This is a genomic window from Ancylomarina sp. YFZ004, from assembly GCF_054254355.1.
The window spans coordinates 111,399-134,076 of sequence record NZ_JBTCHQ010000006.1 but is presented as its reverse complement, the minus strand read 5'-3'; the positions used below and the strand labels follow the sequence as shown (position 1 = coordinate 134,076).

Sequence of the window (22,678 nt, the reverse complement as noted above, 5' to 3'; positions counted from 1 at the left end):
CTCGCCTAATTTAAGGTGGGGGCTTTTGGTATGTAATCTAGTCATTTTGATTGTTCATAACAATTACGTTTGCTGAACTTGACAGATTTGACAGTAGGAATGGAAATGTAAAATTCATAATTTAGTCATTGTAATTATTATCTATATCCTAATTAATCATATTAAAATCAAACAAATTGAAAAAAATATTATTCCTTTTAAGCACAATTGTATTATTAGCTTCATGTTCAAAAGACAAAGATGCTGAAGTAAAGCCAGAGATAAAGTTAAACAAAGTTAGTTTTACAACTAATACATTATCTAGTAATATAACAGAAACAAAATCTGGCGTAGTATTACCAATCTATGAATATTTATTATTTAAAAAAGATGGTACATTTGTTAAAACAATTCAGTTTACTACAGCAATAGCTGATGAATTACCAGCAGGTGACTATACTGTCACATTAATAGGACATGACTTGACAGATAGAGCAGCAATGAGTGTAGGTAATGAATATATTAATTGTTCTTGGGAAATGAATGGAGCGCAGGCTTCAAGCACAGGATTCTTCAAAGGTAAAGTTGACTTCACGATAACTGATAATTTAATAAATACTGTAACTGTTGATTTAAAGCGTATATCTTCTGCAATAGCTTATAATTTTACAGATATAGAAGGAACTAGAGCCTTATGTATTGAAATTCAAAATATGCCTACTACATATTGGATGGGAACACGTGCTGCTGATGGTGCAGCTGTTTACAATAGTTTCCCATCATCAAATAAAACATCACAACTATTAGTACCCAATATAGTAAATGATGCACCTTATTTAGCAACAGTTAAAGTTTCAGTGTATAATGCAGAATCAAATACTATTATAAAAATAAGAACAATAAATGATGTACCACTAGCTCCTAATTGTACAACAACTATTTCAGGTGAGATATTAAAAGATGAGACAACAACTAAAAACACTCCATTCAACATAACGCTAGATGAAACTTGGGAAAATCCTATTACAGTGAATTTTTAAATTCAAGTAAAGCTCAAATATTTAGATACTTTCCTTCAAACAATCTCAGCAAAAAACACATAGGGGAGTAATCATACTCCTCTATGCATTTATATTCTTGCTAAAACTTTGTATTCCTTTCTTTAGGGTGTCAATTTCAGTAACATTGTACTTCATCAATGTACTGAGATAATATATTGAGAGATAAGAAAACACATATATAGTAAGTAATCGAAGGATATTTAAAAACGATAGTTGGTAATCAACTATCGTTTTTTATTTTTGTGGTGTTTTAAATCAATAGATCATTAAAATCATTAATAGTCCAAGCCATTATTAATGATACGTGAAACTGATATCAATTGTGAGAGTGTTAAATGAACTATTGAAAAATTTAATTTCCCCCTATGAAAAAGATACTATCTTATATTACTACACCCTTATTTTATTTCCTATTCATCCTTGCTTTGGTTATCTTTCATCCTATTCAAGTGATTTGCAAAACACTTTTCGGATATCAGGCTCATAAAGTATCAGTTGACATTCTAAACTATATTCTCATGCGCTTGGTATGGGTTATTGGTTTTAGAGTAAAATTCACCAATAAAGCTAAATTACCTACTGATCGTCCAATTATTGTGGTTTCGAATCATCAAGGAGCATATGATATTCCTCCTATTGCTTGGCTGTTCAGAAAACACCATCCTAAGTTTATATCTAAAATTGAATTAGCTAAAAACATACCAAGTATTTCTTATAATCTTCGTCATTCTGGCGCAGCCTTAATTATGAGGAAGAATAGAGCTCAAGCTTTAGGAGAAATTCGTAAATTGGGTAAACTCATTTTTGAAAAAAACTATTGTGCTTGTGTTTTTGCAGAAGGAACTCGAAGTAAAACTGGCACAATTAGACAATTTAAATCAGGTGGTCTTGCTACTTTATTGGAAGAAGCGCCTAATTCGCTGATTGTTCCTTTCGTAGTTGATGGTAATTATAAAATTGAGCGCAAGGGTTCCTTTCCTCTTTCATTCGGAGAAAAAGGAAGCTATTCTATTTTAGAAGCCATTGAACCCAAAGATTACACAGCTGATGAACTATGCTTAAAAATTGAAAATTTGATTCGTATCGAGTTGGGACAATAATAGATAAATCATATGGCAGAAAAAACAGCATTAGTGATTGAAGGCGGTGCCATGCGTGGCATCTTTTCTGCTGGTATTATGGACCAATTTCTTGAAGATGCTTTCAATCCCTTTGATATGGTTATTGGTGTTTCTGCAGGATCGATAAATGCAGCAGCATATCTTGCCGACCATATGGGGCGGAATTTTGAGGTATATACTAAATACTCGCTACATCCTGATTATATTAGTCTTCGGAATTTTCTTAAAGGCAATCACTACATCGACCTTGATTGGCTTTGGGATGTCACAGAAAAGGACCTTCCCATAAATACAGATCTACTTTTTGAGAAAAATATCGATTTTGAAATTGGCTTCACTCGAAATGACAATGGCGAAGCTTTCTTTCTTAATCCAAATGCCCAAAACCTAAGTCACTACTTAAAAGCCTCCTGTACTATTCCTCTTTTCTATCGGAATTTTCTAAAAATTGAAGGACATGTTGTATCTGACGGTGGTGTTGCTGCACCTATTCCAGTTGAGCGAGCTTACGAAAAAGGAGCAACACGTATCATGGTTTTACGATCTCGTCCAGAATCATACAGAATGAACAATGGACTGGAATTCAAAATGGCAAACTTCATCTTTTCAAAACACAAGGGACTCCTAAAAGCCATTAAAAATCGCTACAAGGTCTATAATCAATCTATCGATTTCATTCACAATCCCCCCAAAGGTGTCGAGATTATTGAAATATGTCCTCCCGATTATTTCAAAACCAATCGATTTACGCAGGACTATCAAATATTGCTTGATGATTATAAAACGGGGAAAGAAATGGGAAAAATTGCCATTGAGAAATACAAAGAGCTAAACTCAAAATCAGTTTAGAATAGAGCATAAAAAAAGCCTTCCAAATGGAAGGCTTTTTTCAATATTCTTAAAAGCTGATTAAAATCTTCTTTCTTTGATTCTAGCTTTCTTACCAGTAAGAGCACGTAAATAGTAAATTCTAGCTCTACGTACACGACCTCTTTTGTTCACTTCAATCTTATCGATTAATGGAGAAAACATTGGGATGATTCTCTCAACACCAACGTTACCAGACATTTTACGAATAGTAAAAGTTTTAGTTGTACCAGTACCTTTAACCTGAATAACAACACCTCTAAAGATCTGAATTCTTTCTTTAGCACCCTCTTTAATCTTGTAAGAAACACTAATTGTGTCACCTGCTCCAAAAACAGGAAGCTCAACGTTAACAGCAAAAGCTTGCTCAGCAACTTTAATTAAATCCATCGTAATGATTTTTTTTTAGATTCACGAACGCAATATAAACATATAACTATCTTGATGCCAGAGATTACGCACGAATTAGCCGCAAATGTAAGAATTATTTCTCAATCCACAAGCAGAATATTTATGCAAATAAGGAGAAATCATAAAAAAAGCCCGAATCGTAATTCGGACTTAAATATTTTTGAATTGAAGTTCTATTGTAAAACTTCTTTCTGATTATTTGAAAAATACTTCATAAACTGAGCTCTTTCGTACATAGCTGAATCTTCAACCTGACCATAACTCAATTTACCTCTGAATTCATCAACAGTTTTAAATTCCTTCTTCTCCATCCACTTTGTGATATCAGCTAAGATATCAGTCACTCTATCAAAACCATTTTCATAGATTGTAGAACAAAGTTGAACTGTTTTAGCACCAGCTAACAATTGCTTAATGGCCGCTTCCCCATCGTGAATTCCTGTAGATGCAGAAATATCGATACCGCGAATTTTATCACTAATCATTCCAACAAAACGCAAGGATTTACGAATATCAGCAGGAGAACTTAATACTTCCGCAGAAGTCATTTCCATCTTATCGATATCAATATCTGGTTCGTAAAAACGGTTAAACAAGACTAATGCATCTGCTCCATCGGCATTTAAACGATTAGCAACTGCCATCATATTCGTAAAGTAGATTCCTAATTTCATTGCAATAGGAATATTCACTTGTTTCTTCACAGCCGAAAATACATCGTAATAAAGCTTTTCGTATGCTTCTGAAGATTTATTCTTATCATTAGGTACAATGAAAACATTCAACTCGATAGCATCAGCTCCGGCTTTCTCGATTTCCTTTGCAAAAGAGGTCCAATCTTTAGATGAGACACAGTTTATACTAGCAATTACAGGAATAGAAACAGCTTTTTTAGCCTCACGAATTAGCTCAAGATAATTCGAAATTGAATTGCCTTTCACATAATTCACAATATAATCTTCAGCTTCAGGATAAGCTGTATTCTTAGGGTCAGACGAAATTAGATGAGACGCTTCATTTGTGATTTGCTCCTCGAATAGAGACTTCAAAACAACAGCGCCAGCACCTTTTTCTTCTAATATTTTAATTTTACGAACAGAGTTGGTTAAACCAGAACTGCTAACTACAACGGGATTTTTTAAAGTCAATCCCATATAGGTGGTTTCAAGATTTATCATGCTAGTATTCTTTGATTTTATTTTGACTGAAACAAATATAATTAATTAGAGGAATCAATTAACATTTAAAGTAACTTATTAATAATTCAAGAGACTTATTTGCTTTGACTATTAATCGTCTATTACTTTATAAAAAAACTATCGGGAACCGAAAATAGAACTTCCTACCCGAACCATTGTACTTCCCTCTTCAATTGCCAACTCATAATCGCCCGACATCCCCATAGAGATCTCAGCAAAGTCGGTATTATCCTGAAAAAATCCTGATTTTAAAACATCATAATTCCCCTTAAGCTGCTTAAACTCAGCTCGAACTTGATCTTGATTATCCGTAAAAGTTGCCATACCCATAACACCAACAATATTAATCCCTTCAAGGCTCTTAAATTCATCAGAATTCAACATTTCCTTCGCTTCAGTTAAATCATAACCAAATTTACTTTCTTCCTGTGCGATGTGAAATTGTAATAAACAATTGATAACACGATTGTGTTTCAAAGCCTGCTTATTAATTTCCTGCAAAAGTTTCATACTATCCACAGCGTGAATAAGCTGAACAAAACCTGCAATATATTTGACCTTATTCGTCTGAAGATGACCAATAAAATGCCATTCAATATCCCCTGGAAGTGCTTCGAATTTCTGTTTTAATTCTTGAGGTTTATTCTCCCCAAAAATCTTATAGCCACCCTCATAAGCTTCAATAATATCTTCTTGAGGTTTGGTTTTAGAAACAGCAATTAGCTTAACGTTTTCAGGTATACTTTTTAATACCTTATCTATATTTTGTGAAATACTCATCAGTTATATTTTAAAAATCCTTTCCAAAATTACAATTTTAGAAAGGATATCGAAACTTAGTTAAGAATAATTAGAATTTCATTTATCCATAACTGGATAGAATTTATTTAATAAAAGTAGAATCCATGTATAAAGGATAGAAACGCCCTACTTCTTTCCGTCAGTCAGAATAAATCCAACACCATGTACATTCTCAATTTTAATTGCAGAATCTGGCCTCAAATGCTTTCTTAATTTGGTAATGAACACATCCAGACTACGTCCCATAAAATAATCATTTTCACCCCAAACCTTCAGTAGAATTTCTTCTCTTTTAACCAGCGAATTTCGGCTATTACAAAGTAATATCAAGACGTCGGCCTCTTTCTTTGTAATACGTGTAAGTTCTCCGTTAAATGAAAGTTCAAGATTTGAATGATCAAAATCAAACATCCCGATCTTACATTTACAATCTGTTTCTTCAATAAGTTTAAAGGAACGTTTTAGAATGGCATTAATCCGTCTTACTAACTCATCCTCATCAAAGGGTTTTGTTATATAATCATCTCCTCCTAAATCGAACCCATTCAATTTATCTTCCTTAAGAGACTTAGCAGTCAGAAATATAATCGGAATATCCTCGTTCTTTTTTCTAATCTTTTTAGCCAAAGTAAAACCATCCATCAATGGCATCATGACATCTAAGATACAAAGATTAAAATGACCAGAAGTATAAGAAGAAAGTCCTTCAACACCATCTTTTGCAAGCGTCACATCAAAACCTTCCATTCCAAGGAAATCTTTCATTAACATACCCAAACTCGGGTCATCTTCAACCAGAAGAATTTTTGGTGATTTTCCAGTACTCATATATTTAGCTTAAAGGTAATACTACTGTAAATGTACTACCAATATTCTTCTTACTCCAAACTTTAATACTGCCTTTGTGGGCATCAATAATCATCTTACAATACGATAAACCAATACCAAAGCCCTTTACGTTGTGAATATCACCAGTATGAGCTCTGTAATAACGATCGAAAATATATTTTTGTTCATCTCTTGTCATTCCAATACCTTGATCACTTATTGAAATGCAGAGTTCATTATTCCTGGTTTCTGTACTTATTTTAATTTTTGGTTGATCAGAGGAATATTTAAGAGCATTATCAATCAAATTTTTGAAAACATTCTGTAATAAATCTTCATCAACATTCACCTTATCATGAGTCGCTTTTAGATCAAATTCGATAGTTCCCTTTTTCTCTTTAAGTTGAATATCTAAACAAGAGGCACATTCTGATAATAATGAATGTATTGAAAGCTCGTCAGCATTTAACTTCAATTCCCCTCGTTCAATGCAAGCTAATTTTAATAACTGCTCAACTTGTTGACGTAGTCTGTTATTCTCAGTATAAATAATATCAGAATAATGAGATACATTTTTAGGTTCGGAAAGAACTTTCTCTCTCTTTAGCATGCCACAGGCAAGAGCAATACTTGCCATAGGAGTTTTAAATTCGTGAGCTATATTATTAATCAAATCAGTTGTTCTACCCAATATTTTTTTATCTCTGAGTAGTGATAAAACAGTGATTCCGAATAGAGAAAATAAAATAATAATGGCAACTAATGATGCAATAAACATAGTACCCATACTGTCGAGTATATTTTTTTCACGTTTATCGAAATAAACATTTAACATGGCCTTATCATCACTTAAAGCCTGCTGCATACTATAATAAAAACATCGACTTCTGGCTTGTTTATCAGCTTTTGAAAGAACTTCAATGGTATAATTTGAGTTAATTTGATGCTGCTTAAACTTATTCTCAATAATTAAATTTAAACGCTTGATCTCAGATTTTAATCTGGCACTATCCGTCTTAGATTTGAGTTTTTTCATACATTCACTCATCTCATAGCAGGACTGCTGATCTTCCATGAATTCGCTTACCGATTCGTGCAAAGCCAGTCCCACCAAATGTCTAAATTGTTCTTCATTTAATTTACGAGCTTTATTAATCCACTGAACTTGAATCATTAAAAGAATGATCAGAACTAAAATTGATACACCAATAAATATTTGTGATTTATATCGAGTCATATATGTTATACAGGTTTTTATTTAAAATGCTTGAGAGTAATAATAAAAAAACAAGAAATCACTTATATTTTTAATCTATCTAAAGCTCTTTTACTCATGTTAATTACAGTTCAAAAATAAGCTTTATTTATTAATAGTTTGAACCGTTAACAATTCATTAACAGAAGACTCTTTCATCTTTTTATTATCTTTAGACAACATTTTGAACTAGAAACGTATTTTTAAACATTTAATTTAATAGTTATGAAAAAATTAGTATTCGGACTTCTGTTTGTTTTCTCAATGAGTTTAGTAAGTGTAGCAGCTAACCAAGTTATTACTGCTGATTCAGATATCACTATAACTCAGGAACAAGATCAGAAAAAAGACACAAAGAAAACTGCTAAGAAAGCATGTTGCACAAAAGATGTAAAAAAAGCTTGTTCAAAAGCTGATAAGAAAGCTTGCTCTAAAACAGATAAGAAAGCATGTTGTTCAAAAACTGCTAAAAAAGAGTGTTCTAAGGCTGATGCTAAAAAAGCTTGTTGCACAAAAGAAGTGAAAAAAGCTTGTAAAGCTGATTGCACAAAAACTTGTTGTACAAAAGAAGCTAAGAAATAAGCTTGAAAAATTACAAAAAAAAAAGTGCTTATCGATCGATAAGCACTTTTTTTATATCTGAAAAACAAAAGAGAATTAACACCCTCCTGCGGCACGTTTCTTTTTCTTTCTTCTCTTAATAACTGGCTTAGAAGAACTCTTCTTAGTTGAATTTGTACTGCTAATAGCACCACCACCTAAAGCCATGCTTGCTCCTTTACGGAAATCATACTTAGCAATTTCATCATCAGGACTCGTTGATGCTGGTGCTTTAGGATCCATGATTGTTTCCGCCCAGTAGTTAAGTCCACCTTGCATCACATAATTATTTTCAAAACCCAACTGACGTGTAATCATCCAAGCCTCGTTTGATTTTAAATTTCCATTCGAATAGAAAACATTCATTTTCACATCCTGATCCAAGACATCAGCCCAATCATCTGATAAAATATCAGTTAAAGGAATGTTAATGGCATTTGGTAAATGAAATTTTTCAAATTCATTCTGAGCTCTCACATCAATTAATTGAAATGATGGATCTTTTTGTACGAGCATATCAGCAATTTCGTCAGTACTCATAAACTGAGCACCTTCCTGAGCTTCTACAAGTAACTCCGATGCGGTTAACTTATAAACCTTTGTTGTATTTTCGGGTACAGCCGCAATGATTAATCCTAAAGGAAGAAAAACAGCTGCTAATTTTAATCTTATATTCATGATAGTAGAATTACAAATTTTAAATTACGAATTACGAATTTATTACAAAATCATAATTCGTAATTCCTAATTGATTTTAATACTCTTCTCTTGGGAATTTCTTTTCAGCCCAATCGCCAACCCAAAACATACCAAAAGCAGCCGCAATCATACCTAAAGAGAAAAGGCCTCTTGGTAAGTTAAAAAATTCATTAATGGTAGGCGTTCCCATAAACTCAGCTTTATAAAGCTCTTCGAACAATGGATACCCTTCGGTAAAAGCAAGGATTCCTAAAAATAAGCCACCGATAAAAGCTAAAGCATCAAGCTTACCAATTGAAATAGCACAGAAAGCTGTTCCTGGGCAAAAACCACCCATAATAAAACCAACACCCATGATAACACCGCCAACTATTGCAGAATGAAGGTAAGTCGGGTTAATATAAATAAGGCTTAAATCTACCCATCCAAACAGGCTCCCGAATAACATGCCTAACAATGCGGTAATTGCAGCCGTAAAGAATACTTTCAATACAGTTGTGTCGTAGCCATAAAACATACCAGCCAATTTTCTGCTAGATGAAAAGCCACTTGATTCTAATACAAATCCGAAACCAATACCTATTAAGAAGGCTAAGAACAAATTGGTGTCTGGAGAAATTATTTCATTTACAATTAATGGTCCCATAATATTTTTAATTTTTTAGATTTTAGAATTGAGTTTTTATGACTCAAAACTTAAACACTTGAAAAAATAGTTTTTAAATCCAGTTTTTACGGAAGAAATACGCTAAGCCGAAGGCCGTTCCGAAAATACAAGCCATTGTAATAAATCCACCTAGGGATAAAACGGCCATTCCACTTAAAGCAGAACCAGAGGTACAACCTCGTCCTAACTGGGAACCAAATCCAAAAAAGGCACCACCTAAAAGAGCAAAAATCAATCTTCTCTTAGATGAAATTTTAGGAGAATGTTCAACCTTAAATTTTAATCTTTTAGCGAATGTTCCTGATAAGAATCCACCAACTAAAACACCAAAAACCTGAAAAACCAACCATGATTTCATTGGGTTCTCATGAGTTTCGTTATAATTCTTATAAAATGTTGCATTCTCTGCATGATCAGGAGCAACTGTATTCACTGTGCTTACGACAACAGATTTTAGAGCTCCACTAGCTCCTAAGCCTCTACCTGAAATAAAATTGGCAGACAATAGGACTAAACCCAACATGATACCTCCGATATATGGGTTCCAATATTTAGTTTTCTTTACTTCGTTCATATGATTTATATTTTACCATCTCAATCTGACTTGAGAAATGATTATAAATTCTTGATTTGTTTTATTTAATAAAGCCAACGACTAGCTTGGCCTGCATAAGAGATAATGAAACGTAACATTAAACTACCAAATAGAACCAAGACTACAGGAATGGCTACAGGTATTTTAAATTTCTTCAATTCCATGATCTCCAATATTGCAGGAACAATCATTCCCAGAATAACAACAAAAATCCAGAATGGAGCGGTATAAGCACCACCTAAAAATAAGTTGGCTGCATCGATCTGAACTTGAGTACTGGCCAAAAATCCCATAAACATATGGATGATCAGAAACAGTTCAACTCCAATTATCATTAAATCGAGTTGTGCAAAACGCTTTTTCTCGGCATGGTCTTTCGATAACCAAATGGTAATGGCTGAACCAGCAGATAAACCTGAAGCTAGGAATAAAGGTCCTAAAATTGATGTATTCCAAAGAGGACGTGCATTAAATGCCGAGAATAGAATCCCTGTATAAATACCTAAGACTGCTGATGAAATCAACATGATCCAGGCTAAAACTTTCTTATTCTTTTCGAAGAAAGCTAACACGTCTTTTATAATATCAAACTTCCAATCCCATTTTGGGAAAAGCTCTTTGATATGTAGAGCACACCACAACATAGATAATGGCGTCACTAACATTAAGGTCCAAGCACCCCACGACATGGGTGAATCCAATCTAATAGTCGTATATAATCTCCAAAAATAGAGTTTGTGATGCAAATCTAAAAACAGAGCAATCAAACCAATAACAAGTGCAATAGGTGCTACAAAAGGAGCAATCTTTACAGCTGTTCGGTAATCATTCTCTTTGTTTCTGATCGTATATAAAGCAGCAAAAAACAAAACACCAGCTGCCAATCCTCCTAAAAAAAGGTACAAGGGAATCTCCCAGTGCCAAATATGAAGCTGAGGATCGATAAGCGGGTTGTTTCTACCACTAACAATTATTTCTTCACGCATGATAGTATATCGTTATAGGGTTAGATTAAAAAGTATAGGTGTGGTTTTGTTCCTGCTTCTGGAATTAGAGTTTTCCATTTCCTCTTTTTAAGAATCATAGAAACTTCTGATCTAGGATCATCTAAATCGCCAAAATACATACACTTAGTTGGGCAAACAGCAACACAGGCAGGCTGCATACCTTTCTTAACACGATGTAAGCAGAACGTACACTTATCAACATATCCTTCTGGATGAACAAAACGAGCATCGTAAGGACAAGATGTGATACAAGCACTACAACCTATACACTTATTTTTTTCAACCAAAACAATACCACCTTCGTCATAATGACTGGCACCTGTAGGGCAACAACGTACACATGGAGAATTCTCACAGTGGTTGCATCGCTCCGAACGAATTTCCAACTCAAGTTGAGGATAGGTTCCGTCCATTACTTCTACTACCCAATCGCGGCAGTAGCCAATAGGCACATCATTTTCAGTTTGACAAGCCACCACACAGTCGCTGCAGCCTACACACTTTTTGGTATCGATAGCCATTGCATATCTCATAGTTTAGGCCTCCTTTTTATTATCAAATCTAAATGTCACAAAATTCCCTCTCATTCCGGTACCACCCATAATTGGGTCCATCATTACATTAGTAATAAGTTGCGTATCACTAGCACCTTTACCGAAACAACGCTTCAAACGCTTATCTGTATGTCCAAAACCATGAACCATATAAACTGAATCGAATCGGATACGTTCTGTGACTCTTACCTTAATAGAGAAATCGGAAACAATGCCATCTTGATTTTCCAGATAAACATATTGATCATTCTTCAAATCCCACTCCTTAGCAACTTTCGGATTAACCCAAACAGTATTCTCATCCATCAAGTCTGTTAAGTTTGGATTATTAGCTGTACGGCTAAAAGTATGCATGGGTGCACGTCCGTATATCAAACGGTAGAAACCTTCCTGAGGCTCTGGATGCTGGACAAATACTGGCATTGGCTCAAAGCCTTCATCAGCAAGCGAAGTCGAATAAAGCTCAATTTTACCTGTATTGGTATTGAATTCAACATCTTCATCCTCCCCAAAATACAAGTCATCAACTTCACGCTTGATGCGCTTTACACCGATTCGTTGCATCTCTTCTAAAGAAGTACCTACTTGCTGTAGTTCCCAATCAATCTCATCTTCAAGTTTTTCAAATGGGAAATAATCTAGCAAGTCAAGCCTTTTGGCTATTTCTCTAGCCATCCAATAAGCTGGCTTTGTATTATATTTAGGCTCAACAGCTGGCATTCTAAGTGCAATACTTGGCTCTCTTCCCTGTGATACTCTTAGAGAATCGTAACGCTCTAAATAAGTACACTCTGGTAAAACAACATCAGCATAACCTGTGATTTCCATTGGCATGGTATCAACCACAGCAATTAAATCAAGTGCTTGAATAGCTGCAAGTGTCTTGGCCTGATCAGGAAGGGTATTTATTAGATTCGTACCGTTAACAATCCAGGCTTTAATTTGGTGCCCCAACTCATGAGTTGGCATAGATGCATCACAAAGGCCCGAAGCCAATGCCAAGTCAGCTAAATTATATTTGCCACCTAAAGCTTCACGCCACGATTTATTTGGCTTAGGAAACTTTGGAATCTTATAATGAGGAACACTTGCCTTTTCAGGATTGTAATAGCCTCCGCGTCGTCCCCAAGAACCTAATAAGGCATTAAGAATGGCAACGGCTCTCAATCGCTGTGTATCGTCACCATACCAGGTTACATGTCGTCCTGGGTGTACAATAACAGCAGGAGCAGCATTAGCCATAGCACGAGCTGTTTCTCTAATCTGTTGAGGTTTTAGTGTCGTTACACCGTAAGCCCACTCTGGGGTATATTGTTGAACATGCTCTTTTAATTGATCGAAACCATAGCAATATTTCTCAACATATTTTTTATCGTAAAGCTCTTCGTTGATGATTACATTCATCCAAGTCAGAAGCAAAGCCATATCAGTAGCAGGCTTAATTGGCAACCAAAATTGTGATTTACTTGCCGCTGTAGAAAAACGAGGATCAACAGTAATAATGGTAGCACCTTTATCAATTGCATCAGACATTTCCTGAACCTGACCATTGTGCATGTTTTCACCAATATGAGAACCGATTAAAACCAAACACTTGGTATCTCTAATATCCGTATTCTCTGGTGAATTAATCCCTTGTCCATAAGTTGCAATGAAAGCAACCTCGCGGGGACCTCTACACTGTGCATAGGACGGAGCTGTAATATTATTAGAGCCTAAGCCCTTTAATACTTTGCCAAAATATTTCCCTCCTGATCCATGAGAAAATAGAGCTAATGATTCTGGACCATGCTCTTCTTTAACCTTTTTCAGTTTTTTAGCAATGTAGTCGAAAGCCTCATCCCATGTTGCTTCACGGAAAGTTTGCTTTCCTCTCTCCTCAGTTCTAATGAGAGGTGTCTTTAGTCTATCCTCATCATTATACATACCAACACCGCCGGTACCACGAGGACAAAAACGTCCATTACAGTTAGGGTCATCATTGTTTCCAATAATTTTCTTTATGCGACCAGTCTCATCCTTATAGACCCAACCTGCACACTTCCAGAAACATACTTCACAGTAAGTTGGTGTGCGAGTAAAATCAAAAGGACCTTTAAAAAGAGATGGGTTGGTTTTTACCAGATTTTCGGCGAATGCATTAAAAATGCCTCCTCCAAAGATTACTCCGGCAGCGCTTAAAGAACTAATTTTTAAAAATTGTCTTCTGCTGTTCATATGATACTAATTTTCATATTTAGGTCGTATGCAACTTTCAGTAAAAAAGTAATAATCTCAGATTGAGTCAGAACTATTTTTTCGTGAAGGTTTCATATAATTAGGTTTTATTTTCTTGTATTCCTCTCTTTCAAAATCCTTTTCAGATATTTTAAGAGGCTATAAATATTAATATCTCTACACATCAACACATCTAGAAACTTACATTTATGCATGTAAACATATATAAAAACACCAATCCAAAAAATGTTTTAAAATACCTTGTTTCTTTTTAGATCAATTCTAAAGAATAAAATACGTCAATCACCTTGAAACCAACACAAAACAAGACTATTTAGATTTCAAATAAATAGAATTAAATTCATACCTTTTAGTCTGATATATCTCCCATACTGTTCATGTTCGAAAAGAGATTTAATTGGTAATAATCAAGAGTTGGAGATGGCTTATAATAAAGGGGATCCATTTTTGAAAGAAGGCTCATCATTTTCAAATGACCTGATTTGAGAGCCTCATGAAAGAAGCTTGAAGCCGATGAAGAATAACAGGCAGCAAGGGGTTGCTTACGTCCTGTTTCATCAATAGGAATTATAGCATTGCCTTTAAGTTGCGCAATTAAATCAGTGAACAATTCGGTAGGAAGGTGTGGTGTATCACAGGAAATGACGAGGTATACGTCAGCCTCCACTGCTTTCATGCAAGTACTAATACCCCCTATTGGACCACAATCAGGGATTTCATCTGCAATCATAGGTAAAGCAAGGTAAGAATAGTCATCATTCGAAGTACTAATCACCAATTCATGACAAAGAGGTTTTAAAGTTTCAATTGCATATTCGATTAAAGCTTTACCTTGATATTTAACCAAGCCTTTCTCCTGCCCCATTCTCCTGCTTTTTCCTCCAGACAAAACGATTCCTACAATCTTTACTTCCTTTTTTTGCATGTTTAAATCTAAATAAAAATTCAATTCATTTATTAATTTTATTGAACAATTTATATAGAAAACACAAGATCAGTTCAAAAACTGAACTCTTTTTCACAATCAGATTTTAACCAGATATTAACATCTTTTTATTTTTATTTTACTGCTCGAGCGCGTATCTTTAGAATGATTTCAAATAAGCGCTTTATGTATTTCTACGTGAAATTCAATTAGCATTCAAAAATTGATCTTATGAAACTAAAACTACTAATATTTGGACTACTCATATCTACCGTTGTTCAAGCAAATCAAGCTAAAAAAATGGATAAGAATAATAAAGAAATTGCGACACTAGGATCAGGTTGCTTTTGGTGTACAGAAGCTATATTTCAGGAATTAGAAGGTGTTGAAAAGGTGGAATCGGGTTATATGGGAGGACAAACTCTCAATCCTACTTACAAAGATATTTGCACTGGAGAAACAGGGCATGCCGAAGTTTGCCAAATTACATTTAATCCTGAAGTCATCAGTTTTACAGATCTACTTGAAGTTTTTTGGCTAGTACACAATCCAACGACTTTAAATAGACAAGGAGCTGATGTGGGAACACAATACCGTTCGGTGATTTTTTATCACAGCAAAGAGCAAAAACAAACTGCTGAAAATCTAATTACTGAACTTGATAAAGCAGGTGCCTGGGACGATCCTATTGTCACTGAAATTGCAACAGCGGAGAAATTCTATAAGGCTGAAAATTATCACCAAAACTATTTCAATCAAAATAAGAGTCAGCCCTACTGTAGCTTTGTTATAAAACCAAAGCAAGAAAAATTCAGAAAAGCTTTTAAGAACAAACTGAAAAAGTAATACCTTGATGTGGTGATTTGATGATGAGTTAATCTGAAGATATTTTGATTTGAGGATCAATGAAAGAAATTGTATATTATAAAATAGACAATGGCACAATACTTGCTAAAATCTGTACGGACAATTCAATTAGCAAAATGATCTAAAACAGAACATCATGAACAAACTTATCACCCTAGTCATTCTCTTGACACTATCCCTTGCTTCTGTAAAAGCACAAAATGTTGAGCGTTACAAAGATTATCACGACAAGGGCAGAATGCTGATTCTGGAAGGTAAATACCAGGAAGCCATTGCTCAATTGGATACAGCTATTCAAATTATGCCGTATTACGCTCGAATATTTCAAGACAGAGGTTATGCGTATATGCAGCTTAATAATTACAAGCTAGCTATCCGTGATTTTGATCATGTCTTAAAAAAGCAGCCTTACTTGAATGAGGTAAAATTACAAAGAGGCATGGCTCTATATCATTTAAACTATCTGGATGATGCTGAAAGAGATCTTTTGAGTATTAGAAAAGCAAGACCTGATAAAAATTTCGAAGCGGAATATTACCTGGAGAGTATCAATAAAGAAAAAGAATTATTACGCTATAAAGAGCAAGAGAGCATTAATATCTTGAGATATCAAGCTGAATCTCGCAGACTAGAAAGAGCCAGACACAGAGAAGATGTCATTTGGAATACAGTAGTTCCATTAGCTTTTTGGACTTCCGTCTTTTTAACCTGGTAGATCGAGAAGATTAAACAGCACTAAAAATTATTATGAAGTTTTACTCAAGAGTCTATATTAAACAGACTTTAGAGTAAAACTTCATTTTTTTTTACCACCACCTAGCTCACCTTTTGGTTAGATTTAACCAATTCATAAGGTTTAAAGCCTCTTAAGATAAAAAAGATCGTATCACATTTTGCTTAATCAGCAAAAGTAAGAATTTCACAGGTTTCAATCGTTCATTTATATTAGGATCAAAAATCTAAGTTCTATTTCAGATGAATTGTATTAACAATAAAATATAATATCTTTAAAAATCTAACAGAAAACCTGATATTATTATGAAAAGATCTTTACTCACGTTTACTATTCTATTAAGTTGTTTATTCAACACTTTAGCTCAAGACCAATGGATCAATGTTGATTATGCCACCACCAATACCGGTGAAAATGGATTAATTGGAAAATATGTTTATGCCATTTTTGAAGACAGCAAACAAAATTTATGGTTTGGGACAGAATCTGGTATTAGCATATTAAAAAATGATGAGTGGACATCTATTACTACAAACGATGGTTTGCAGGATAATGAGATCGGGAGTATCGTGGAAGATAATGAAGGTAATATTTGGGTTAGTTATGGTTCTTACGCTTCAGGTGTAGGCCGATTCAATGGAGAAGAATGGCAAAATATCAGAGAAGCTGATGGTCTTATTAACGACAAGGTTAATTCGATTTACAAGGATAAAGCAGGAAATATTTGGTTTGCTACTATGGAAGGTGTTAGTAAATATGATGGTAACACATGGACGAATTTCACAACAGAAAATGGTCTATCGGATAATTACATCACTACAATTATTCAAGATAGTAAAGGGAGCATGTGGTTTGGATCCTCAAGTAAAGGAATAAGCATTTTTGATGGTCAAGATTGGGATTATCGAATTCTTTTTGATGGAAGTTCTGATAATTATATCACTTCAATTTTTGAAGATACAAATGGTCGTATTTGGACGAATGGTTATGGTATTAATAGATATGACGGAGAAAACTGGACAAAACTCAACACAAACGATGGCTTAGTTAATTCAAATACTCGTGTAATTTCACAAGATAAATCAGGTTTAATATGGATTGGTACCGGGTCGGGTTTGTCAGCTTATGATGGTAGTGGTTTTACAAATTATACCGTAGATGATCATTTACCTTCTGCTGATATACTTAGTATTCTTCAAGACAGTAATGGCGTTATTTGGGTTGGTACAGATAATGGTTTGGCTCGATTCGATGGCGAAAACTGGGAGACTGTAAACTCTAACTCAGGTTTAATTCATAATGATGTTCGTAAAATATTTCAAGAAACAAATGGTTCACTATGGTTTTGCACGCTCGAAGGAATCAGTCATCTAAAAGATGATACATGGACAAGCCATGAAATGAAGCTAGGAAAAGAAATCAAGTGGGTTTCTTCTGGTCTACAGGATAGTAAGGGTAAATTATGGTTTGGTGGCGTTACAGGCTTATTTGGCTATAAAGATGAAACATGGGAGCATTACGATATTACAAACGGCCTTTCCGATTATTGGGTTCACGACCTTTGTGAAGATAATGAAGGAAAGCTTTGGATTGCTACTTCAGAAGGTCTTAATATTTTTTCTGATGGAAAATTTGAATCATTAACAACTAGTGATGGTTTAATTCAGAACTGGGTTCAATGTATATTCCAAGATCTTGATGGTACAATGTGGTTTGGAACACAAGGTGGATTAAGTCATCATAATTCAGAAGGCTGGCAAAACTACACAATAGCTGACGGACTTCCTTCTAATACGATTTACAGTATTACCCAATCATCTGATGGGAAAATTTGGGTAGGTACTCCTGCTGGAATAGTAACGTTCAAAGACAACAAATGGTACCAAGAAGAAAATTATCCACAAGTATGGGTACTTGATATTTTTGAAGATGACAATCAAGTTATGTGGTTTGCAAGCACTGTTGGCTTGTTTAGATATGATGGAGATCACTGGTCCAATTATGACTCAAGTAATGAACTGATTGGAGACATTGTCAATTGTATTTATCGTGAAAAAAATGGTGATTTTTGGTTTGGGACCGATAATGGCATATCTGAATTGATTCCAGATATTGAGGTTGAAAATGTAGCGGTTAACGAGGGTGAAACAAAGAGTACTTCCGGTGACATTCATATTTCAACAAAGGGGATCACAAGACCGTTCCAGTTTTCAATTGATAATGGAAAGACTTTTGTAAAGAATGATGGTATGTTCACAAATTTGGATGGAGGAACATACGAGGTTTTGATTACAAATGCCTATGATACATTAAAGGTCAAAAATATCAATATCATAACAACAGGTATAGAAGATATTATTACAACGACAGCTCAGGTATACCCTAACCCATCTAATGGAAGATTCACTATCGACACACAAAATGCCAGTATTGAAATTCTAGACCTAAAGGGAAGGTCTATTCTTAGAAAACATTTATCAGGTAAAAGAAAATTCCCAATTGACATTAGTAAATATTCCAAAGGCATTTACATCCTAAAGATTGAAACAGAACAAAAAATCCACACACAAAAAATTATTATTCAATAATTAAAGTCACTCATTATGGGGACAGGAAGTATTGTCCCGAGTCTTCTCGTTAGCAGGATATAATCCTAAAAAAGCTCCACCGAATAGGTGGAGCTTTTTTATTTTATACTAACTCAAAAAAAATTATTTTTTGGGTTGACATTTTACTTTTTCACGATTAAGCATATCGATGGTTTTTTGGTCGAGTTTCGACACTGTCCATTCTGGTTGCTTAATTTCTGGACTTGTGTGTGATGATAACCACTCTATGTTGTATAAACCTTTCAGAACTTTTTCTTCTTTCTGTTCAGCTGTCATACCATCGAAAGCAGCACGACGTTCAGCAGCTTCTTTTTGCTTCTGTTCTTCGATTTCTGCTTGCTCGTTATAGAAGGCTTCAGCTCTAAGATTTTTCAGATAAGGTAGCGCTACAGTTGGGAATAATTCCAACAACAACATTTCCTTCTCATTCTGAGCCAACTTAACGCCACCAAACTCTTCTAGAACTAGATTTTCAGGTGCTTTATATTTACTTACATCATAAGCCGTTGCTTCACGTTGTCCACAAATTTTCTCACGATAATCAGGATCAATATCAATTGGTGTCTCACCATATTCCCCTTTAACAAGGTTGAAGAACTGATTGTTCACATTGGTATAAGGTGCTTTTCCACTGTTTACATCTAAAACGTAATTTACAGCTTGCACCCCAATGATTTGGGACGATGGTGTTACCAAAGGAGGACAACCAGCAGCTATACGAACTTCAGGTACTTTTTTAAGCACAGTAGGCAATAAATCTTCAAGACCTAAGCCTTTCAATTGAGCCAACATATTGGTGTACATTCCACCTGGGATCTCAGCAGCTTTTACCTCCTCGTTAGGAGCAGGGAAATTGAACCAGACATCAATTGCGTTACAAACCTCTAACAACTCAGCTTCCTTATCAGCCTTAGCCAATACAATTGCTTTATCGAAAAGAGCATCAATGTCAGCTGGTAAATAATCAGCTGTAATATCAAACTCACGAGGGAACATTTTGTATGAATCAAATTCTGCAATTCTCTCACGAATACCTTTCAATTCAGCATTGATTTTAACGACAGCATCTAAATCGACACCTGTATCCAAACCAAGCTTATCTGCAAAAATCTGAACGATTTCAAAAGCAGGAGCCGCAGGTCCACCAGCAAAGTTTAAGATATTAGTATCAACAATATCAACACCATTTATAATAGCCATCAATACAGCACCTAAACCGTAACCTGGAGTACAATGAGTATGAAAATCGATAGGTACCTTAACCTCTTTCTTAAGACGCTTAATGATTTGTCCTGAAAGTGATGGTGGAATCAATCCAGCCATATCCTTTACAGAAATCATATCAGCACCCAAAGCTTCCATCTGCTTGGCTTTATTCAAGAAATAATCGACATCGAAAATTTTCTTTGGTAATTTCTTTCCTGATAATACCGCTTGAATACGTTGCTTACGAGTGAATTTTGGATCTACAGTATAACATACTGCACAGTCAGCAATACCGCCTGCTTCTTTTATATATTTAATAGTGGTTTCCATATTATTCACGTCGTTAAGACAGTCGAAAATACGCATGATACCTAAACCACTCTTTACTGCATTTTTATTGAAACCTTCAATCACTGACTCTGGGTATGGACTGTATCCAAAAAGGTTACGTCCACGAGAAAGAGCTGTAAGATATGAAACATCTCCAATAACTTCTTTGATTGATTCCAATCGATACCATGGATCCTCGTTAAGGTAACGCATCACTGAATCAGGAATGGCACCACCCCAAACTTCCATGGCATAAAACTTAGCATCCTTATAGAAAGGCAATACTTTTTCTATTTCGTGCTGAGGTACTCGAGTCGCAAATAATGACTGTTGACCATCACGTAAGGTTAAGTCTCTAATCTTTAGTTTAGCTGTACGTTTGATTTTAGATCTGGTAGCAGCGATGGCTTTTTTATTTGCTTCACGCTTAGCTTCAAATTCAATCTTACGTTTGCCTTCCAAATAACCTTTAGCTACTAATGGAAACAATTCTAATAACATGAATTCCTTATCATCAGCAGCCAATTTCACATCACCAAACTGTGACAAAATTGAATTTTCAGGAGCCTGATATTTATCCATATCGTAAGCCGATTCTTCAGCTTTCCCCGTAATTCTCTCACGGAATTCAGGTGCAATCTCAATTGGTGTTGTACCGTACTCTCCTTTTACAAGATTGAAAAACTGATTGTTTACATTGGTGTAAAATGGGCGACCCGAATTCTCATCGATCACACAATTTACGGCCTGTACCCCAATAATTTGGGAAGAAGGAGTTACCAATGGCGGACAACCTGCATCCAGGCGCACCACTGGTACAACTTCCAACACTCTCTCGAGTAGGGTTTCCAAACCTAAAGACTTCAACTGGTTCAGCATGTTGGTATACATACCGCCAGGTATCTCGGCTTTCTTAACCATTTCGTTAGGAGCCGGGAAATTAAAATATTTTTCGATAGCGTGACAAGCCACTAAAAGCTCGTCTTCTTTATCAGCTTTAGCATACTTAATTGCATCAACAAACAACTTGTCAATTTCAGCTGGTAGCTTATCTTTAGTTATATCAAATTCGATAGGGAATTGTTTGTAGCTATCAACTTCAGCTAGAGCTCCCAAACGAATTTCTTTTAGGATTTTATTAATCTGAACTACAATTTTAGGGTCGCCATCTAATTCAATGCCTAGTTTTTGGCAGAAAAGATAGATTAACTCATAAGCAGGAGCAGCAGAACCACCTGCAAAATTCATGATGTTTGTATCGATAATATCAACACCATTTATAATAGCAGTTAAAGCTGAAGCTAAACCATAACCAGGAGTAGAATGCGAGTGAAAATCAACTGGCACACTTAGTTCCTCTTTAAAGCGACGGATAATTTTTCCGGCAATTAAAGGAGAAGCTAAACCAGCCATATCTTTTAAAGAAATCATATCAGCACCCATTGCCTCTAACTTCTTTGCTAAGTCAACAAAGTATTCAAGGTCAAAAATCTGATTAGGAAGATTCTTAATCGTCATTCTATCACGATCTTCTTTTTTCTCAGGAAATTTTGAATCAACTGTAAAACACACTGCACAATCGGCAATACCGCCAGCAGCTTTTACATACTTAATAGTTGATTTCATATTCTCGATATCATTCAGACAGTCGAAAATACGCATGATACCAAGTCCTGATTTTACAGATTGAGTATTAAACTTCTCAATTACCGATTCGGGGTAAGGGCTATATCCAAAAAGATTACGACCACGTGATAATGCGGTTAGTTTAGAAACATCACCAATCTCTTTTTTGATTGATTCAAGACGATACCATGGATCCTCGTTCAAATAACGCATCACCGAGTCAGGTACTGCACCACCCCATACTTCCAAAGCATAAAAACCTGCTTTTTTGTATAGAGGAAGAACTTTCTCAATTTCTGACTGAGGCATTCTGGTCGCAAAAAGCGATTGTTGTCCATCTCTTAAGGTAAGATCTCTAACTAATAATTTTCTTTTCTTAATCATATCCCTAACTTGATTATAAACGCAAAAAATGCTGCGTTTAATTAATTATGTCCGTGCTCGATATAAAATCAGTATTTCCAGCCTGACTTTCGAATTCAAATTTATAAATATTTTTG

The 22,678-nt window shown here is 35.0% G+C and carries 20 protein-coding genes; 7 read left to right on the top strand and 13 right to left on the bottom strand.

The genetic code is table 11. From position 1 onward, the window contains the following. Window positions 1-176 precede the first annotated feature (176 nt). The 3 genes from ACXR6G_RS11420 to ACXR6G_RS11410 all read left to right on the top strand — a co-directional run bounded on the left by ACXR6G_RS11420 (window position 177) and on the right by ACXR6G_RS11410 (window position 3,010). Window positions 177-1,019, top strand: coding sequence for a hypothetical protein (locus ACXR6G_RS11420; RefSeq protein ID WP_458361560.1), 843 nt, complete (start codon window positions 177-179; stop codon window positions 1,017-1,019). Between the two features lie 386 nt (window positions 1,020-1,405). Next, entirely contained in the window at window positions 1,406-2,140 is a 735-nt protein-coding gene (locus tag ACXR6G_RS11415) for a lysophospholipid acyltransferase family protein (protein ID WP_458361559.1), read from the top strand. Window positions 2,141-2,152: 12 nt separating this feature from the next. Then, window positions 2,153-3,010, top strand: coding sequence for a patatin-like phospholipase family protein (locus ACXR6G_RS11410; protein ID WP_458361558.1), 858 nt, complete (start codon window positions 2,153-2,155; stop codon window positions 3,008-3,010). A gap of 60 nt (window positions 3,011-3,070) precedes the next feature. On the opposite strand, the gene rplS is transcribed toward ACXR6G_RS11410, so the two are convergent. From rplS to ACXR6G_RS11385, 5 genes are all read right to left on the bottom strand, one after another. Beyond that, window positions 3,071-3,418 (bottom strand): 50S ribosomal protein L19, encoded by a 348-nt coding sequence (gene rplS, locus ACXR6G_RS11405; protein WP_458361557.1) that lies wholly within the window; start codon window positions 3,416-3,418, stop codon window positions 3,071-3,073. 194 nt (window positions 3,419-3,612) lie between these two features. After that, the gene (locus tag ACXR6G_RS11400) at window positions 3,613-4,617 is read right to left on the bottom strand and encodes a dihydroorotate dehydrogenase-like protein (RefSeq protein ID WP_458361556.1); all 1,005 of its coding nucleotides are present in this window, start codon (window positions 4,615-4,617) and stop codon (window positions 3,613-3,615) included. Between the two features lie 138 nt (window positions 4,618-4,755). Next, entirely contained in the window at window positions 4,756-5,418 is a 663-nt protein-coding gene (locus ACXR6G_RS11395) for a YggS family pyridoxal phosphate-dependent enzyme (RefSeq protein ID WP_458361555.1), read from the bottom strand. A gap of 147 nt (window positions 5,419-5,565) precedes the next feature. Beyond that, window positions 5,566-6,267 carry a response regulator transcription factor gene (locus tag ACXR6G_RS11390; RefSeq protein WP_458361554.1) on the bottom strand — a complete coding sequence of 234 codons (702 nt, stop codon included), beginning with the start codon at window positions 6,265-6,267 and terminating at the stop codon, window positions 5,566-5,568. A gap of 4 nt (window positions 6,268-6,271) precedes the next feature. Beyond that, window positions 6,272-7,504 (bottom strand): sensor histidine kinase, encoded by a 1,233-nt coding sequence (locus tag ACXR6G_RS11385; protein WP_458361553.1) that lies wholly within the window; start codon window positions 7,502-7,504, stop codon window positions 6,272-6,274. A 243-nt stretch (window positions 7,505-7,747) separates the two neighbouring features. On the opposite strand from ACXR6G_RS11385, the gene ACXR6G_RS11380 reads away from it, so the two are divergent. Then, complete coding sequence (locus ACXR6G_RS11380) at window positions 7,748-8,104, top strand: hypothetical protein (RefSeq protein WP_458361552.1); 357 nt, start codon at window positions 7,748-7,750, stop codon at window positions 8,102-8,104. A 75-nt stretch (window positions 8,105-8,179) separates the two neighbouring features. Here the strand turns inward: ACXR6G_RS11380 and ACXR6G_RS11375 are convergent, their stop codons facing one another. The 7 genes from ACXR6G_RS11375 to ACXR6G_RS11345 all read right to left on the bottom strand — a co-directional run bounded on the left by ACXR6G_RS11375 (window position 8,180) and on the right by ACXR6G_RS11345 (window position 14,807). After that, the gene (locus ACXR6G_RS11375; protein ID WP_458361551.1) at window positions 8,180-8,800 is read right to left on the bottom strand and encodes a rhodanese-like domain-containing protein; all 621 of its coding nucleotides are present in this window, start codon (window positions 8,798-8,800) and stop codon (window positions 8,180-8,182) included. A gap of 76 nt (window positions 8,801-8,876) precedes the next feature. Then, window positions 8,877-9,467, bottom strand: a complete 591-nt coding sequence (locus tag ACXR6G_RS11370; protein WP_458361550.1) for a YeeE/YedE thiosulfate transporter family protein — start codon at window positions 9,465-9,467, stop codon at window positions 8,877-8,879. 73 nt (window positions 9,468-9,540) lie between these two features. Then, window positions 9,541-10,062, bottom strand: a complete 522-nt coding sequence (locus ACXR6G_RS11365) for a YeeE/YedE thiosulfate transporter family protein (RefSeq protein WP_458361549.1) — start codon at window positions 10,060-10,062, stop codon at window positions 9,541-9,543. A 65-nt stretch (window positions 10,063-10,127) separates the two neighbouring features. Continuing rightward, the gene (gene nrfD / locus ACXR6G_RS11360; protein WP_458361548.1) at window positions 10,128-11,069 is read right to left on the bottom strand and encodes an NrfD/PsrC family molybdoenzyme membrane anchor subunit; all 942 of its coding nucleotides are present in this window, start codon (window positions 11,067-11,069) and stop codon (window positions 10,128-10,130) included. 20 nt (window positions 11,070-11,089) lie between these two features. After that, window positions 11,090-11,623, bottom strand: coding sequence for a 4Fe-4S dicluster domain-containing protein (locus ACXR6G_RS11355; protein WP_458361547.1), 534 nt, complete (start codon window positions 11,621-11,623; stop codon window positions 11,090-11,092). Between the two features lie 3 nt (window positions 11,624-11,626). Next, a complete protein-coding gene (locus tag ACXR6G_RS11350; protein WP_458361546.1) occupies window positions 11,627-13,861 on the bottom strand; it encodes a molybdopterin-containing oxidoreductase family protein in 2,235 nt (744 codons plus the stop codon). Between the two features lie 370 nt (window positions 13,862-14,231). Beyond that, on the bottom strand, window positions 14,232-14,807 hold the full coding sequence (locus tag ACXR6G_RS11345) for a molybdenum cofactor guanylyltransferase (RefSeq protein WP_458361545.1): 576 nt from the start codon (window positions 14,805-14,807) through the stop codon (window positions 14,232-14,234). Window positions 14,808-15,038: 231 nt separating this feature from the next. Between ACXR6G_RS11345 and msrA the strand changes: the two genes are divergently transcribed. From msrA to ACXR6G_RS11330, 3 genes are all read left to right on the top strand, one after another. Then, the gene (gene msrA, locus ACXR6G_RS11340; RefSeq protein WP_458361544.1) at window positions 15,039-15,653 is read left to right on the top strand and encodes a peptide-methionine (S)-S-oxide reductase MsrA; all 615 of its coding nucleotides are present in this window, start codon (window positions 15,039-15,041) and stop codon (window positions 15,651-15,653) included. A gap of 157 nt (window positions 15,654-15,810) precedes the next feature. Further along, the gene (locus tag ACXR6G_RS11335; protein ID WP_458361543.1) at window positions 15,811-16,389 is read left to right on the top strand and encodes a tetratricopeptide repeat protein; all 579 of its coding nucleotides are present in this window, start codon (window positions 15,811-15,813) and stop codon (window positions 16,387-16,389) included. A 323-nt stretch (window positions 16,390-16,712) separates the two neighbouring features. Continuing rightward, complete coding sequence (locus tag ACXR6G_RS11330) at window positions 16,713-18,995, top strand: Periplasmic ligand-binding sensor domain-containing protein (RefSeq protein ID WP_458361542.1); 2,283 nt, start codon at window positions 16,713-16,715, stop codon at window positions 18,993-18,995. Window positions 18,996-19,118: 123 nt separating this feature from the next. Here ACXR6G_RS11330 and ACXR6G_RS11325 read toward each other — a convergent pair whose 3' ends face one another. Beyond that, complete coding sequence (locus tag ACXR6G_RS11325; RefSeq protein ID WP_458361541.1) at window positions 19,119-22,562, bottom strand: hypothetical protein; 3,444 nt, start codon at window positions 22,560-22,562, stop codon at window positions 19,119-19,121. Between the last annotated feature and the right edge of the window lie 116 nt (window positions 22,563-22,678).

What these genes read in the sequence shown, in the direction of transcription:
- ACXR6G_RS11415 (WP_458361559.1), top strand. Translation starts at nt 1,406, where the DNA reads ATGAAAAAGATACTATCTTATATTACTACACCCTTATTTTATTTCCTA.
- ACXR6G_RS11410 (WP_458361558.1), top strand. Translation starts at nt 2,153, where the DNA reads ATGGCAGAAAAAACAGCATTAGTGATTGAAGGCGGTGCCATGCGTGGC.
- rplS (WP_458361557.1), bottom strand. Translation starts at nt 3,418, where the DNA reads ATGGATTTAATTAAAGTTGCTGAGCAAGCTTTTGCTGTTAACGTTGAG.
- ACXR6G_RS11400 (WP_458361556.1), bottom strand. Translation starts at nt 4,617, where the DNA reads ATGATAAATCTTGAAACCACCTATATGGGATTGACTTTAAAAAATCCC.
- ACXR6G_RS11395 (WP_458361555.1), bottom strand. Translation starts at nt 5,418, where the DNA reads ATGAGTATTTCACAAAATATAGATAAGGTATTAAAAAGTATACCTGAA.
- ACXR6G_RS11390 (WP_458361554.1), bottom strand. Translation starts at nt 6,267, where the DNA reads ATGAGTACTGGAAAATCACCAAAAATTCTTCTGGTTGAAGATGACCCG.
- ACXR6G_RS11385 (WP_458361553.1), bottom strand. Translation starts at nt 7,504, where the DNA reads ATGACTCGATATAAATCACAAATATTTATTGGTGTATCAATTTTAGTT.
- ACXR6G_RS11380 (WP_458361552.1), top strand. Translation starts at nt 7,748, where the DNA reads ATGAAAAAATTAGTATTCGGACTTCTGTTTGTTTTCTCAATGAGTTTA.
- ACXR6G_RS11375 (WP_458361551.1), bottom strand. Translation starts at nt 8,800, where the DNA reads ATGAATATAAGATTAAAATTAGCAGCTGTTTTTCTTCCTTTAGGATTA.
- ACXR6G_RS11370 (WP_458361550.1), bottom strand. Translation starts at nt 9,467, where the DNA reads ATGGGACCATTAATTGTAAATGAAATAATTTCTCCAGACACCAATTTG.
- ACXR6G_RS11365 (WP_458361549.1), bottom strand. Translation starts at nt 10,062, where the DNA reads ATGAACGAAGTAAAGAAAACTAAATATTGGAACCCATATATCGGAGGT.
- nrfD (WP_458361548.1), bottom strand. Translation starts at nt 11,069, where the DNA reads ATGCGTGAAGAAATAATTGTTAGTGGTAGAAACAACCCGCTTATCGAT.
- ACXR6G_RS11355 (WP_458361547.1), bottom strand. Translation starts at nt 11,623, where the DNA reads ATGAGATATGCAATGGCTATCGATACCAAAAAGTGTGTAGGCTGCAGC.
- ACXR6G_RS11350 (WP_458361546.1), bottom strand. Translation starts at nt 13,861, where the DNA reads ATGAACAGCAGAAGACAATTTTTAAAAATTAGTTCTTTAAGCGCTGCC.
- ACXR6G_RS11345 (WP_458361545.1), bottom strand. Translation starts at nt 14,807, where the DNA reads ATGCAAAAAAAGGAAGTAAAGATTGTAGGAATCGTTTTGTCTGGAGGA.
- msrA (WP_458361544.1), top strand. Translation starts at nt 15,039, where the DNA reads ATGAAACTAAAACTACTAATATTTGGACTACTCATATCTACCGTTGTT.
- ACXR6G_RS11335 (WP_458361543.1), top strand. Translation starts at nt 15,811, where the DNA reads ATGAACAAACTTATCACCCTAGTCATTCTCTTGACACTATCCCTTGCT.
- ACXR6G_RS11330 (WP_458361542.1), top strand. Translation starts at nt 16,713, where the DNA reads ATGAAAAGATCTTTACTCACGTTTACTATTCTATTAAGTTGTTTATTC.
- ACXR6G_RS11325 (WP_458361541.1), bottom strand. Translation starts at nt 22,562, where the DNA reads ATGATTAAGAAAAGAAAATTATTAGTTAGAGATCTTACCTTAAGAGAT.